The 13,809-nt window shown below is 35.2% G+C and carries 15 protein-coding genes; 8 read left to right on the top strand and 7 right to left on the bottom strand.

Annotated features, from left to right (window positions below):
- Positions 1-74: 74 nt before the first annotated feature.
- The 4 genes from WH267_RS20025 to WH267_RS20010 all read right to left on the bottom strand — a co-directional run bounded on the left by WH267_RS20025 (position 75) and on the right by WH267_RS20010 (position 3,878).
- Positions 75-482, bottom strand: a complete 408-nt coding sequence (locus tag WH267_RS20025; RefSeq protein ID WP_340010548.1) for a hypothetical protein — start codon at positions 480-482, stop codon at positions 75-77.
- Positions 483-1,043: 561 nt separating this feature from the next.
- Positions 1,044-2,366, bottom strand: coding sequence for a tetratricopeptide repeat protein (locus tag WH267_RS20020; protein WP_228438511.1), 1,323 nt, complete (start codon positions 2,364-2,366; stop codon positions 1,044-1,046).
- A 545-nt stretch (positions 2,367-2,911) separates the two neighbouring features.
- Positions 2,912-3,355, bottom strand: a complete 444-nt coding sequence (locus tag WH267_RS20015) for a helix-turn-helix domain-containing protein (RefSeq protein ID WP_340010545.1) — start codon at positions 3,353-3,355, stop codon at positions 2,912-2,914.
- Positions 3,356-3,425: 70 nt separating this feature from the next.
- A complete protein-coding gene (locus WH267_RS20010) occupies positions 3,426-3,878 on the bottom strand; it encodes a hypothetical protein (protein ID WP_340010543.1) in 453 nt (150 codons plus the stop codon).
- Between the two features lie 177 nt (positions 3,879-4,055).
- Here WH267_RS20010 and WH267_RS20005 point away from each other — a divergent pair, with 177 nt between their 5' ends.
- From WH267_RS20005 to WH267_RS19995, 3 genes are all read left to right on the top strand, one after another.
- Positions 4,056-4,655 (top strand): Crp/Fnr family transcriptional regulator, encoded by a 600-nt coding sequence (locus WH267_RS20005; RefSeq protein ID WP_340010542.1) that lies wholly within the window; start codon positions 4,056-4,058, stop codon positions 4,653-4,655.
- Between the two features lie 65 nt (positions 4,656-4,720).
- Positions 4,721-5,341 carry a hypothetical protein gene (locus tag WH267_RS20000; protein WP_115969048.1) on the top strand — a complete coding sequence of 207 codons (621 nt, stop codon included), beginning with the start codon at positions 4,721-4,723 and terminating at the stop codon, positions 5,339-5,341.
- An 11-nt stretch (positions 5,342-5,352) separates the two neighbouring features.
- Positions 5,353-5,754 carry a DoxX family protein gene (locus tag WH267_RS19995; RefSeq protein WP_123319429.1) on the top strand — a complete coding sequence of 134 codons (402 nt, stop codon included), beginning with the start codon at positions 5,353-5,355 and terminating at the stop codon, positions 5,752-5,754.
- 300 nt (positions 5,755-6,054) lie between these two features.
- On the opposite strand, the gene WH267_RS19990 is transcribed toward WH267_RS19995, so the two are convergent.
- Positions 6,055-6,921, bottom strand: coding sequence for a helix-turn-helix domain-containing protein (locus WH267_RS19990; RefSeq protein WP_115969054.1), 867 nt, complete (start codon positions 6,919-6,921; stop codon positions 6,055-6,057).
- 337 nt (positions 6,922-7,258) lie between these two features.
- Between WH267_RS19990 and moaA the strand changes: the two genes are divergently transcribed.
- The 5 genes from moaA to WH267_RS19965 all read left to right on the top strand — a co-directional run bounded on the left by moaA (position 7,259) and on the right by WH267_RS19965 (position 12,039).
- The gene (gene moaA, locus WH267_RS19985) at positions 7,259-8,248 is read left to right on the top strand and encodes a GTP 3',8-cyclase MoaA (RefSeq protein ID WP_340010537.1); all 990 of its coding nucleotides are present in this window, start codon (positions 7,259-7,261) and stop codon (positions 8,246-8,248) included.
- A 2-nt stretch (positions 8,249-8,250) separates the two neighbouring features.
- The gene (locus WH267_RS19980) at positions 8,251-9,453 is read left to right on the top strand and encodes a molybdopterin molybdotransferase MoeA (protein ID WP_115969058.1); all 1,203 of its coding nucleotides are present in this window, start codon (positions 8,251-8,253) and stop codon (positions 9,451-9,453) included.
- 169 nt (positions 9,454-9,622) lie between these two features.
- The gene (gene moaC / locus WH267_RS19975; RefSeq protein ID WP_115969060.1) at positions 9,623-10,099 is read left to right on the top strand and encodes a cyclic pyranopterin monophosphate synthase MoaC; all 477 of its coding nucleotides are present in this window, start codon (positions 9,623-9,625) and stop codon (positions 10,097-10,099) included.
- The gene (locus WH267_RS19970) at positions 10,080-10,685 is read left to right on the top strand and encodes an NTP transferase domain-containing protein (protein WP_115969062.1); all 606 of its coding nucleotides are present in this window, start codon (positions 10,080-10,082) and stop codon (positions 10,683-10,685) included. Before moaC ends, WH267_RS19970 begins: the two co-directional genes overlap by 20 nt.
- 313 nt (positions 10,686-10,998) lie before the next feature.
- On the top strand, positions 10,999-12,039 hold the full coding sequence (locus WH267_RS19965; RefSeq protein ID WP_115969064.1) for a HesA/MoeB/ThiF family protein: 1,041 nt from the start codon (positions 10,999-11,001) through the stop codon (positions 12,037-12,039).
- 270 nt (positions 12,040-12,309) lie between these two features.
- Here WH267_RS19965 and WH267_RS19960 read toward each other — a convergent pair whose 3' ends face one another.
- On the bottom strand, positions 12,310-12,855 hold the full coding sequence (locus WH267_RS19960) for a DUF488 domain-containing protein (protein WP_340010533.1): 546 nt from the start codon (positions 12,853-12,855) through the stop codon (positions 12,310-12,312).
- A 19-nt stretch (positions 12,856-12,874) separates the two neighbouring features.
- The gene (locus tag WH267_RS19955) at positions 12,875-13,792 is read right to left on the bottom strand and encodes a bestrophin family protein (RefSeq protein ID WP_340010532.1); all 918 of its coding nucleotides are present in this window, start codon (positions 13,790-13,792) and stop codon (positions 12,875-12,877) included.
- Positions 13,793-13,809 lie beyond the last annotated feature (17 nt).

Here is a 13,809-nt window from a genome sequence, read left to right as displayed (position 1 = left end):
GCTGCCTCAAAATGAGGCAGCCTTTAAGCACTTTATCTAAAATCGTTGTGCTTTAATACTAATGAAGATTATTTTTAGCTTTTAAAAACTACTTTGTTCGCTAGTTTTAATGTATAAGCATTTTTGTTTTTTGTCAAAGTATACTGTCCTTTTTTGTACACTACGGCTTTTTTAGAAGCTAATTTATCAAGTACCAAACTTCCATCAGATGAAGGCAGAAATATTTCTGCTCTTTTTCCATCTTCGCTAAGAATTACAGCAGCATTAGAGATGTAAGATTTTTTATTATCTACTTCTTTCAACTGTATTTTTTCTTCAAAGATTCTTACACAGTCATTTTTTATCACTGAAAATGTATATCCTGCAGATCCTTTACAACCGTGTTTATCCTTATCTGCACCTTTGGGACTAAGTTGTGCTGAAGCTACTGAAGCAAACATAACAACTGTCATTGCTGTAATAAATCGTTTTACGTTTTTCATATATGTTTAATTTAATCAAATTAATTTACTTATTTTTCCTTAGATGGAGTTCTATTGGTCCATTAAATTTATCTTATAATTTTCCAACACCATTTTTTCATTAATTCCATTCATCATAAAGAGGGGCTTCGCTTTGTGTTTTTAGAATCTTTATTATTTTTTAATATATTTATTTTTGCCCCTCTTTTGGTTTTGCAAATTTTAAAAACTTATTAAAAAAAACCACAATTTTATCATACTACATTTATACCACATTTACTGTCGCACCCCTAAATAAGGCCATTTATCGATAAAAATCTATAAAAAACACGTTGAATCTGGCCAACGAAAATGAAGACTCTCTCATTTTAACACAAGGGTAAGGAAAAGTCTGGAAATTATTTTTTCCTTTTTAAGTATTTACCACATAATACCTGTCCTATATTAATCAGAAACAATACATGAATATTCAGAATCTTCAGCTACCACACATATACTACATTGCTTGCAGTTATTTAAAAATCCAGAGCAGTAAAGATGTTCTTCTTTTTGGAAGAAGTTCTTTCTATTTTAATGTTGTATTTATAAAGAATCAAAGAAAATAAACAGTTCCTGTTCGGTAGGAACGTTCAGTTTTTTCCTTAACCGGTGTTTTTTCTGCTGTACAGACTTGTGTTGAATAAAGGTATATTCTGCAATTTCCTTTGACGTAAAATTAAGCTTTATCATCGCACAGAATGCCAGTTCAGAAGCGCCAAGCCTTGGATTGATCTCCAGAAGTTTCGGGCAAAATTCAGGATAGACTTCCTGAAACCTTGTTAAAAATGTAGAGTCATTCTTCTTGACAAGGACTACTAATTCATCAAACGAATCATTGATCCTGTTTTTCAGTGAAAGAGCTTCACTTTTAAATTGATTTTTCTTTTGTCTTAATGCCCGGTTATGATTGTAGAGTAAGATAAATACAACCAATAACAAAATAACAATAAAGCCAATATAAAGATAAACTTTCTGCTGAAAGCCGTTAGACTCTTCCTCTTTATCATTCAGCATATGATCTATTGAAATATTGATCGCTTCATTCTGAATATTTTCCAATTCCGTTTTTTCATCTGTATATTTTTGCATGGCTTCTTCTTCCTTCTGAGGATCATTCAGCATCTTATAGGTTTTAGCTATGGATTCATAAACTCCCGGAATATTATACATTCTGTTCGTCTTACTGTAGTAATCCAAAGCTTTACTGTAATACTCCAGTGCCATTTTATAATCCTCCAGCGCAAAATAATAATCTCCATAGGTTAAATATACAAACCCACTCTGAACATTCACTTTACCGGTATTTACAATCTTATCTGAAGCTTTCTGAAGATAGATCAGAGCAGAATCTTTTCTTTTAGTATATATTAAATGGTGTTTGGCCAAAAGCGTATTCAGTAGAACTCCCTGTCCGTCAATCCTTTTTCCTTTCTGTAAATAAATGTACGCTGAGTCTGCTTTATTGGCTTTATATAGAAAGTCTGCTCTATTAGCATAAAGCCTGTATAGGTAAAATTTTCTTTTCTCCTTATCCGGAATATTTTTTAAATAATATAGCCCTTTCGCATTCAGATCAAGAGCACTTTTATAGAGTCCTATGACTCCATTCAGCTGGCCATGCTCCTGATAAAGTCTTGCTTTTAAAGCCGGATTACTGATCTTTTTAAGTTCCTTTTCAGCAAGGGAAAGATAAGACAGTCCTCTTTTATAATTTCCGATGGTGGCTGAAATATTGGAAATATTGATATAACAAAGAATAATTCCTTCCTTATAGTTTTTTTCTTCTGCCAGATTCAGATAATCTTTATTAAGACGCACAAGATTTTCATAATCTCCCTGGATCCGGAGTGATTCTGTTTTCTTCAACAGGATACTATCGAACCTTTGATGTGAAAATACACCCTGACCATAAGCAGATCCGGTGCAGCACAACAGAAGAAAAAAGAGGAGATTATATGAATAAAATATTCTGTTTAATTGAGGAGGGAACATTTTTTTATTATTTAAAGGTAATAATTGTTAAATTTTAAATCATCTATAGGTTCAACATAAATATCTGATTGCTAATAAATTCTATCCATTTCATGTTTCGGTATGCATTACAAATAGTATTCCATTTCCAAAACAAAGGATTCTTTTCCCTATGAAAAAGGATGATTTATGATTAAAAAGAGATCATTTAAGTGAAAATATTTGAGGAACCATTTTCCATTTGTCCAAGTGGATATCTAAAGAAAGTTTCATTTTTTCTCCCTAAGACTATCCGGGCTATATTCCAAAATTTAAAAAGGAATAAAATAAATTGAATTGATGGCTTCATTATATTTAGTTTTAAATGATGAAGCAAATCAGGAATTTTGTATCAATTTAAATATCTGATTATTGAAATCGGACTTTTTTATAGGGGAAAATCAGTCTGATTTAAAGCCCGACATCAACAAACTCACTGATTTTCTGTAATCTGTAAGTGTTTGATTGGTTTCTTTTTTAAAGGCTGTGTAAAAAGATGATTTGGAATTAAATCCTACTTCGTACAGAATCTCCAGTACTGTAAGTTGAAGATTCTCTTTTAAAAGTACCTTTGCATCATTGATTCTGAACTCATTTGTAAAGTCAAAAAAATGTTTACCCGTATGTTGATTAATGAGCTGGGAAAGCTTTTTTTCAGACATGTTCATCTGCTCTGCCAGTTTCTGTAAGGTAAGCCTATCATCCCGATAAGGCTTTTCCGTTTTCATAAAACTTATAAGTATTTTCAGTTGTTCCGGCTCCTCTTTGATTTCTTTTACAGGTTTTACAGGACTCAGGTTTTTATCGATTCCAGCAAATAGACTGTAACGATATAAGGCATTCAATACCAACCAGCTTATCACGAATAAAACAAATACTGAAGAAAAGGTATATAATCCTATAAAAACAGTATTATTATCCTTTCAAACTCTCCATCTGGACAAACCATTCTTCATATACATCCTGTGCTGTTTTTGTTGTATAGTCTGTAAACATTTTATGATAACTAAAATCACTATTGAATTTATCTGTTTTAGGATGATAGGATAACTTAAACATCACCGGAACTTCCCGCCCATTATTTTTGAAAAGGTGTTCAATATTCTTCAATATCTGATTACCTCTATTAAGCATTCCAAAAGCCCTCTCGTTACTGATGTCATACTGCATATCAGACACTTCATTCACTTTATGGGATTTTACCAGATAACCATTGATTTCATAAAATACTTTATAAAAATAACCAGATTCTATCAATCCGATGATATAAACAGCATCTACTTCTTCTGAATTACTACCGACAAATTCAAAGCCTGTTTCAACCAGTTCTGCAAGATATTTTTGAAATTCGTTATCAAAATGACTCATATTCTGATGGTTTACAATTGCATCAGTTAAGATAGTAAAATTTAACCATCCAATCTTCAGTCTATTTGAGCATTTAATCTTACTATCAATCATTCTTGACATTAGCCATAATATTTACGTAAATTTGGCCCTGATCTGTCTGTTAATAAGCAAGACAGACGATATTGAAACTTCATTATGGATACAGATATTATTATTTCGCAGCTTACAGAACATTTCCAAGAAATAGTCCCTTTAAAAGAGGAAGAAATTGCTCTTGTGATTCAAAAACTGGAATTTATTCAGCTAAAAAAGAAAGAGTATCTGCTTCGTGAAGGGCAAATTTCAAGACATATGCGTTTTATTGCCCAAGGAAGCCTGTATGCTTATCATATTGATGAAAAAGGCAAAGAAAATATTACTCAGCTCGGTATTGAAAACTGGTGGATCAATGATCTGTACAGTTATCTGAGTGAGCTTCCTTCAAGAATGTTTATTCAGGCTAATGAAGAGGCTACCATCGTTCAGATCAGTAAAACCAACCTTGAATTATTATACAAGGAAATTCCTGCCATCTCTGAGTTCTGGCGCCTGAAAATGCAGTCTGCCTATGTTACGTTGCAGGAAAGAACGTTTGAACATTCAAGAGTAGATGCTTATACCAAATACAGAAATTTTGTTACTTCCTATCGTAATATTGAACAGCGTTTTCCTCAGTACATGATTGCATCCTATCTTGGAATCACTGTAGAATATCTCAGTTATTTAAGGAAAAAACATCTGTCTGACGTTTCTTAAGATATCTTAAGTTTATTCCGTCCCTGCCTGAATAGTTTTGCTCTCAGAAATTTAATGAGTGCAATATGAAGGCAAAAATTATCGCCATAACAGCTCTTGCATCAGTCTCTCTAAGTCTGAATGCACAGAAACTAAACTTTACTCCGGACCTTGTTTTAGGACACCGCTCCTATACCTATATGCATAATGTCAATTATTATTTCAATGATCGGCTTAAGCTCAATAATCTCACTCTATTTGATACAGAATATACCAAAGACAAAGAGAATATATTCTTCATCCGAAATACTCTTGCTTACAGTTTTACCAAAAGATTCAGCGTAAATGCAGCATTCGGTATCAAAAATCCGGGTGCATTCTTCAGCGCTTATGTACAATACCGGATTGCCAAGCCCACTTATTCCCTTTCCTACTCCATCGGAACAACCTATCAGAAAGGATTTTCTCTTGAACAGTCGGTATCATTTGAATACACTCCTTATCTGAAAGAAAACCTTCAGGGGTACTTCAGTGTGCTAGCCATTGGAAACCTGGATGACAATGGTTATCCAAGAGGGTTACAGTTTATCCGTCTGGGGGTAAAACAGGACAAAATAATGTATGGAGTGGCCTCTAATTTCGACCAGTTCAACAACGCAAAAAAGACCCTTGAAAATGTAGGGGCATTTGTAAAATATAACTTTTAAATAATAATAAAATGAAAAAAAACATTGATTTAGGACTATTAATCAGCAGAATAGCTATCGGATTTCCCATGTCAGTTTATGGCGTTAACAAATTGATTCACGGAATCGGATTTATTGAGGATATGCTCACGATGCACGGCCTTCCTTCATTCTTCGCTTACGGAGTATTTGCGGGAGAACTTATAGCTCCGGTTATGCTGATGATAGGTTTCAGAACACGTCTGGCAGGCTTAATTTTCGCTATAAACTGCTTTACTGCAACAATTCTTGCTCAGACAGCTAATATTTTCAAACTTAATGATTTTGGTGGATGGGCTTTGGAGTTATTGGTGATCTATATGTTAGTAGGAATAAGCTTCTTCTTTACCGGAGCAGGAAAATATGCGGTTTCAGTTGCTAATAAGTGGGATTAGTTGGAAAACGCAAAGGCGCTATTTTTTTCCTTTTAACACGTTTTTAAGGCGCAAGGATTTTATCTCCGATAAAATTTTGAAACGCTTATTTTTTTGCCACGGATGCACGAATGATCTTATTTGTGCATTCGTGGCTAAATATCCTGAAGATCATTTATTGCACCTGATTATCCTGTTATTAATAAACTTAAGTATTCATGTTAGAAAACGCAGAGGTCTATTTTTTTTTTCAATACGTTTTTAAGGTGCAAAGATTTTATCTAAGATAAAATTTTGAAATATATTCCGTCTGTCTGAGGTTTATTCTGAATCCAATTTGGTCTCTTCCAGCTTTTTCCTATAATTTTTTGGAGTGGATCCGGTTTTTATTCTGAATAAATAAGAAAAGTGAGAAAAATTCTGAAAACCGAGCTCAAAAGCTATTTCTTTAATGGATTTGTCTGAACTGTGAAGTAAATTTTTAGCCTCAAGAATAATTCTTTCTTTAATAAACTCGAGTGGTGAAATTGTATACTGTTTTCTACAAAGCACCCCCAAATAATTAGGAGTAATACATAGCTCGCCAGCATAAAAAGCTACATTCTTTTGCGTTTTATAATATTTATCCACCAACATATGAAAACGGAAAGCCAGATTATCCGGCGTACTCAATGCTTTATTTCCGTAAGCATGTTCTACCCAAAGATTAATAATTAGTGCTAACAGACGCACCCTTGCATTGATAAGTTCCGGAAAAACAACATCAGCAGCAATTTCTTTCCTGATGGCATTAAATTCAAGGCTGAATCTGTGATAGGTTTCATCATCAGGTTCTATCATTTCATATTTACTGTAAGAGGAAAAAGTAAATTTAAGCGTCGGAGAAAATGTCTTAAGAATAGCATCATTAATAATAAGCCTTCTTCCGACAGTATGAGGAGCCAGTTCCCATTTGTACTCTCTTTTCGGAAGATGGATGAATAGTTGCTGAGCTTTTAACCCATATTGATTCAAGCCAGTGGTGCATTTTCCGCCCTCACATTGATCCAGTAAGATAATGGTAAAACAGTTTTCAGGAAAAAAGTTGAGTGAATCACCACTGATCTCATCCTGAAAAACAACGTCAATTCCTTTATTAAACACCTCTTCTACCGAATTTTTATTAATCAGTTCTTTATCTATTATCATATAACCCTTTTCAATACTAATTTATAAAAATACCTCATATATCATCGATGACCGTTACAATATATTTTATTTCCTGTTGTTTTTTAGCAGCATGCAAAGATACATTCTTCTTCTCCGTCTGGAAATATCAGAAACCGTGATAAGAATATCGCATTTTCATATTGTTTGCTGTCAATAAGAATATTAAAAACCCATAAGACCAGGCTCTATTTCCTTATATATCTTGATTTTAAGACCTTTAATCCTATTTTTCCACACATCATTTTCAAAATTTATATTTTTAGTTTTTCGTTAAAACAATAAGTATATTTGTGTAAGTTCTTTTTGCTTTACTCCTATGTTAACAGACAAATTCGGAAGACATATCAATTATTTAAGGCTGGCTGTTGTCGACAGGTGCAACCTCCGATGCACTTACTGTATGCCGGAAAATGGGCTTGCATGGATAAAGCAGGATGACCTGATGACAGATGAGGAAATGCTCAGCATATGTACTGTCTTTACGGATCTTGGTTTAGATAAGATCAGAATAACGGGTGGAGAACCTTTTGTCAGAAAAAACTGCGTCAGTCTTATCGAAAAAATCTCGGAGCTTAAAGGCCTTACTGATCTCAGTTTAACCACAAACGGGCTTCTCACTGAACAATACATCCCACAGCTTAAAGCATTTGGAATAAAATCTGTCAATCTCAGTCTTGATACATTGGATGAAGATCGTTTTTTCAAAATTACGCGCCGCAAAAGCTTCGATAAGGTAATGAAAACCTTGGATGGTTTATTGAAACATCACATCAAGGTAAAGATTAATACGGTAGTTATGGATCATCAGAACATAGAAGATATTATTCCTCTGGTTCAGCTTACCAAAGAACTTCCGGTAGATGTACGTTTTATTGAGGAAATGCCATTCAATGGAAATAATAACAGTGATATAACCCCGAAATGGACTTATCCGCAAATTTATAATCACATCAGAGATCATTTTCCCGGGATTAAAAAATTGGAAGATCCTAAAAGTTCCACATCTTATAATTATAAAATACCCGGTTTTATAGGAAATATCGGCATTATTGCAGCGTATACACGTTCTTTCTGTGGAGATTGCAACAGAATACGGATTACACCTTCTGGTATTTTGAGAACCTGCCTGTACGAAGGCGGCGGGATCAATTTAAAAGATATGATTCGCTCAGGTGTAACCGATGACGAATTAAAAAATATAATTATCAACAGTATACATCATAAGCCCAAAGACGGATGGGAAGCGGAACAACAAAGCCTGAACGCTTCATCTATTCATCAGTCTATGGCTACAATAGGAGGATAACTATGGAAATGATCACCGTACAACAGGCAGAAGATATTATACTTTCCCAGACGAATAATTTTGGAATTGAATATATTGCCTACAACCAGGCATTAGGAAGAGTCTTGGCTGAAGATCTTACTGCAGACAGGGATTTACCTCCTTTTAACCGCCCTACCGTAGATGGAATTGCCATCCGCTATACTGCTTATGAAAAAGGAATACGATCCTTCCCTATCATAGCGATACAGTCTGCAGGAGAGTCTTCTGTGCCTATTGATTCAGAAACTGAATGTATAGAAATCATGACTGGCGCTGCTTTGGATAATTCAGTGGATACTGTAATCCGATATGAGGATATCTCAACCCATAATGGAGTGGCAAGTCTTAGCATTGAGATTAAAAAAGGACAAAATATCCATCTGAAAGGCAGAGATAAAAAAGAGGGTGAAATATTGGTAAAAGCCCATCAGATGATCACTCCCGCTATCATTGGAATAGCCTCGTCCATTGGAAAAACCACCATAGCTGTAAAAAAATTACCCAAGATTATCATTATTTCTACGGGAGATGAAATGATAAGTCCGGAATCTATCCCTTCTCCTTATCAATTAAGACGCTCCAACGGAATCACCATACAGTCTGTTTTGAAAAAGTATCATATTAAAGCAGATACGCTTCATCTCAATGATGATTATGAAGAGATAAAAAAAGAACTTTCCCGTTGTATTAATAAATATGACGTTCTCCTTATGAGTGGCGGTGTATCTATGGGGAAATTCGACTATTTACCCCAGGCCTGCGAGGAACTTGGGATAAAAAAGCTTTTTCACAAAATAAAACAAAGACCGGGAAAACCATTTTGGTTTGGTAAAAGTAATACTCAGAAACTTGTTTTTGCATTTCCGGGAAATCCTGTTTCTGTATTCATGTGCTTACATCGGTATTTTATTCCCTGGTTGGAAAAATCTCTGGAAATATCCGGATGCTTTTCTGGGTTCGCAGTGTTACAAAACGATATCGAAGTTCCCTTTTCCCTGCAATATTTTGTTCAGGTGAAACTTGGTACGAATCAATTGGGGCAGGTCACTGCTGAGGCGGTGAATACAAATGGTTCAGGGGATTTCTCTCATCTTGCGGACACGAATGCTTTTATGGAACTTCCTTTGGAGCAGAATAGTTTTAAAAAGGGAGAAGTATATCGAGTATGGAAGTATAATGATTAAAATAATTTGTAAAGATGCCACGAATGCACGAATACAATACTGAGAATATTTTGATTATTGAGAATTATTACTAAATTACTCAACAGTACAGTTTAATTAGGAAAGCGCAATAAAAAAATTCGTGCATTCGTGGCAAAAAAATTCCCATCAGTGGTTTAAAAAAGAATATATGTCAGAATTTACCCATCTTAATAAAAACGGAGAACCTGCCATTGTAGATATTGGCGGAAAAAATGTTACCAAGAGAAAAGCCGTTGCACAAGCCATTATTTCTTTACCCAACAATGTGTTGGAGGCTTTGCAAAAAGATGATTTCCAAACAAAAAAAGGCTCCGTATTCCAGATTGCCATTATTGCAGGAATTATGGGGGCTAAAAAAACAAGTGAACTCATACCTCTTTGCCATCCTATCGGACTTGACAACTGTAATTTACAGATAGAGCTGAACAATCAAAACGACATCGTCATCCAATGTACAGCCAGTATAGAGGCTAAGACTGGAGTGGAAATGGAAGCATTGACCGGAGCATCTGTTGCAGCCCTTACTATTTATGATATGTGCAAAGCATTGAGCCATGATATTGTCATCAAAGAAATTAAATTAATTGAAAAAACAGGTGGAAAAAATGACTTCAGAAGAGCATAATACAAATCCAAAAATCAACGGCCTTGTTCTCGCTGGTGGAAAAAGTGCCAGAATGGGAACAGCTAAGGATCTCCTTCAATGGCATGGAAAGGAACAGCGTTATTTTGCAGCTGATCTTCTGGCCCCTTTTTGTGATGAAGTTTTCATTTCCTGCCGGCAGGATCAGTTGGAAAATTTCAACCCTCATTATAAAGCTCTTACTGATACTTTCCTGAATATGGGACCTTTTGGCGGAATTCTTTCAGCATTACGGGCTCAGAGAGATAAAGCATGGTTGGTTGTGGCCTGTGATCTGCCTTTATTAGATCCAAAATCTCTGGAATTTTTAATACAGTCGAGAAATCCTGAAAAAGCAGCTACTACTTATGAAAGTCCTTTTGATGGATTACCTGAACCCTTAATTACGATTTGGGAGCCTAAAAGCTATCCTTTGTTACTTAATTTTCTGGGAATGGGAAATACCTGTCCGCGAAAGGTTTTAATCAATAGTGACACGCTTATTTTAAAACCGGGTAATCCGGATGCTTTAATGAATGTGAATACGCCTGAGGATGCTGAAAAGGCGCAACGAATCCTGAAAAATTAATTTTATTGGAAACTTTTTTGGAAACGCGAAGGCGCAAATTGATTGTCTGCTTATACTTTTAAGGCGCAAGGATTTTATCTGCGATAAAATTGAATGCTGTAAGTAGCTTGTGGATATAATTTATATCTCGCAGATTACGCTAATTAAGTAGATGTTTGTGAAAAATATACGCCACGAATGCACGAATAAGATTCTCAGATGTAATAATTAGAATCTATAATTAAGGATTCTTAGAAATAAGTTAAAAGGAATAAACTGAATAGTAAACATTAAAAATTCGTGCATTCGTGGCTAAAAGAAAAAAAAACAGATTATGAGTACATCATTTGAAAGATATCAGTGTCAGATAGCTTTACCAGGGTTTGGTATTGAATCTCAGGAACTGCTGAAAAATGCAAGAGTTCTTATTGTAGGAATGGGAGGCCTGGGATGTCCTTCTGCCCAATATCTGGCTTCTTCCGGCATAGGGACCATTGGTATTGCGGATGATGATCTTGTTTCTTTAAGCAACCTCCATCGCCAAATTTTATATACGCCTGAGGATGTAGGAGCTTACAAAGTAGATGTTGCAGCCAAAAGATTACAGCAGCAAAACCCTTCTGTTTCCATTATTCCTTATCGATTGCGAATTACTTCTTCCAATGTGATGGAGCTGATTTCGGAGTTTGACCTCATCATTGAAGGAACCGATAATTTTGAAACCAAATGTTTATTGAATGATGCCTGTGTTTTAGCTGGAAAACCTTTAGTATATGGAGCTATTTACCAACATGAGGGTCAGGTAAGCATCTGGAATGTTTTACAAAAGGACGGTACCTATTCTCCCAATTACCGGGATGTTTTTCCTAATGCAGAAGAGTCTCAGGTTCCTAACTGCAGAGAAGGCGGTGTCATTCCTCCCTTAGCCGGAATGGTAGGCTGTATGCAAGCTAATGAAGCCATAAAATACCTCATCCGGTCTGAAGAAACCTTAGTGGGAAAACTATGGATGATGAATGTGATGAATGGCAGAACGCAAATCATTAAGTTAAGGAAGACTTCTCCTCAGATTACAGGTCTGGTTCAGACTGTGCAGCTCATAAGTTGTGAAGAATTTATGCAGAATCAGAAAAACTTTGAAATTATAGATGTACGAACAAAGGAAGAACATCAAAAATTCAATATTGGCGGAAAAAACATTCCGTTGGATGAATTGGATGAACATTTCTCCTTTATTTCTTCAATTTCAAATCCTATTGTTATTTATTGCCAGTCTGGTAAACGAAGTATGGAAGCTGTGAGGAAAATTAAAAAAGAATTTCCTGAAAAGGAGGTGTTTTCTTTGAAAAACGGTATTAATGAAATACCACGCTAGTTTCTTAATTGCAAATAGAAGGTTCAATAAAGCCAAAAGGGACAAAAGGTTTATTAGCCACAAATGCACGAATAATTTTTAGTTGAATAAGATCTTTTTTTACATACATGAAAATCAACACAGTGCTTTGTCATTCCGTAAGAAACTCAACTTTGTTTTTAGACTATTATAGTATAGATTCCTACGGAATAACAAACAGGAAGCTAAAAACTAATAATTTCCAGTAAGTAAGATTGCTTCACTTTGCTCGCAATGACATAAAGTATCTATTTAATCAAATAAACTTGCATCTGAATAGAAGACTTTGCCATTACTTATTCTTGCAGGGGCAGTATAAGGATGTTTTTCAGCTTTTCCAATATTCATAATATGTTCCACATCCCAACCTTTTGCTTTGAGATCATCTGAGATCATAGATCTGTGACAACTCCACCATACGGCTTCTGAGCACATAAAAGCAGTTGTTTTTGTCCTTGCTATGGTTTCCAGTTTTCCAATCGCTTTGGTAAACTCTTCAGTCTGCATATAATCAGCATATCCACGGAAAGATTCGTTTCTCCAACGGCTATTGACTGAATCAGGCTGAACTTTTCTCCGGCCTCCCAATGCTTCAAAATGAATATATTCAATATTATTTTCCGGTAATACTTTCTCAAGATTTTCTTTGCTGAACCACGGATATCTCTTTGACCCTGCAAATCTCCGTACATCAGCAAGAACTTCAATATTAAATGACTTCAACATTTTTAAAAATCCCTCCAAAGGGCGAGTAGAGTGTCCGATGGTATAAATAACCGGTTTTTCCAAAGATTCCATAAGTTTACAATCTGCTACATCAGTCTATGATCGTTTGTTTCTCTTTCCTGGAAGTGGTAATCTCCTCTCCTGCCATTTCATGAATCGTTTCCTCAATCATTACAGACATACTGTTCAGAGCCAAATCATTAGCTTCCGTACCAAATGGTTCTTCAATTTCATCTGCAATGGCTTCAAATGCTACAAATGTATAAGCAACAAACACAACAATAAGTGGTGTAAACCATCTCAATGAATCAACCAGTCCGAAGGGTAAAAGAAAACAGTAAATATATACGGTACGGTGCAATAAAACACGGTAACTGTAAGGAAGCGGAGTGGAAACAATTCTTTCGCACCCGCCTACAATATCAGAAAGTTTATCAAAATTTTCATCAAAACGGGCTTGCTGAATCGTATCTATACTTCCTTCTTCTTTTGCCTGCTGAACCCATTCCGCCAATAATCTCATAATGACAGCAGGTTTATACTTTGCCACAGAAACTATTTTTAGCTGATCTTCATTCAATCTGTCTTTTAAATCTTCATGAGCATCGGTTCCTCTCAACTGATGTTTCAATGCAAAAACAAAAGCGCCTAACAGCTTGATAAATTCCGAGGCAGAAACTTTGCTTTCTTTTGTATTTTTTAAAGTTAAAGCCTGTCTGGTTAATGAACGGGCTGTATTCAATAAAGCACCCCATAATTTACGTCCTTCCCAGAATCTGTCATAGCTGGCATTATTCTTAAAACCTAAAAATAAAGCCAATACAAAACCAAATAACGTTAATGGTGCCGGATTAAGCGGTATTTTAAAGGAAAAGATAACCCCACGCAGATACACTATACCCAACGATAAAATAAAAAGCAAAAAAAGCCGTGGCAACAGTCCTGGTAATACTGAACCATGCCATACAAAAAGCATTTTAAACCAATGTTCCTTCTTCCTTATAATCATACTGTTTCTTGTAAAGC

The sequence above is a fragment of the Chryseobacterium sp. MYb328 genome (assembly GCF_037572595.1).
Taxonomy (GTDB): Bacteria; Bacteroidota; Bacteroidia; order Flavobacteriales; family Weeksellaceae; genus Chryseobacterium; species Chryseobacterium pennae.
Note: the sequence above shows the minus strand (reverse complement) of the source record. Positions and strands in the feature narration are given on the sequence as shown.

Coding starts and splice junctions, on each gene's coding strand:
- WH267_RS20025 (WP_340010548.1), bottom strand. CDS start 482: ATGAAAAACGTAAAACGATTTATTACAGCAATGACAGTTGTTATGTTT.
- WH267_RS20010 (WP_340010543.1), bottom strand. CDS start 3,878: ATGAGTCATTTTGATAACGAATTTCAAAAATATCTTGCAGAACTGGTT.
- WH267_RS20005 (WP_340010542.1), top strand. CDS start 4,056: ATGGATACAGATATTATTATTTCGCAGCTTACAGAACATTTCCAAGAA.
- WH267_RS20000 (WP_115969048.1), top strand. CDS start 4,721: ATGAAGGCAAAAATTATCGCCATAACAGCTCTTGCATCAGTCTCTCTA.
- WH267_RS19995 (WP_123319429.1), top strand. CDS start 5,353: ATGAAAAAAAACATTGATTTAGGACTATTAATCAGCAGAATAGCTATC.
- WH267_RS19990 (WP_115969054.1), bottom strand. CDS start 6,921: ATGATAATAGATAAAGAACTGATTAATAAAAATTCGGTAGAAGAGGTG.
- moaA (WP_340010537.1), top strand. CDS start 7,259: ATGTTAACAGACAAATTCGGAAGACATATCAATTATTTAAGGCTGGCT.
- WH267_RS19980 (WP_115969058.1), top strand. CDS start 8,251: ATGGAAATGATCACCGTACAACAGGCAGAAGATATTATACTTTCCCAG.
- moaC (WP_115969060.1), top strand. CDS start 9,623: ATGTCAGAATTTACCCATCTTAATAAAAACGGAGAACCTGCCATTGTA.
- WH267_RS19970 (WP_115969062.1), top strand. CDS start 10,080: ATGACTTCAGAAGAGCATAATACAAATCCAAAAATCAACGGCCTTGTT.
- WH267_RS19965 (WP_115969064.1), top strand. CDS start 10,999: ATGAGTACATCATTTGAAAGATATCAGTGTCAGATAGCTTTACCAGGG.
- WH267_RS19960 (WP_340010533.1), bottom strand. CDS start 12,855: ATGGAATCTTTGGAAAAACCGGTTATTTATACCATCGGACACTCTACT.
- WH267_RS19955 (WP_340010532.1), bottom strand. CDS start 13,792: ATGATTATAAGGAAGAAGGAACATTGGTTTAAAATGCTTTTTGTATGG.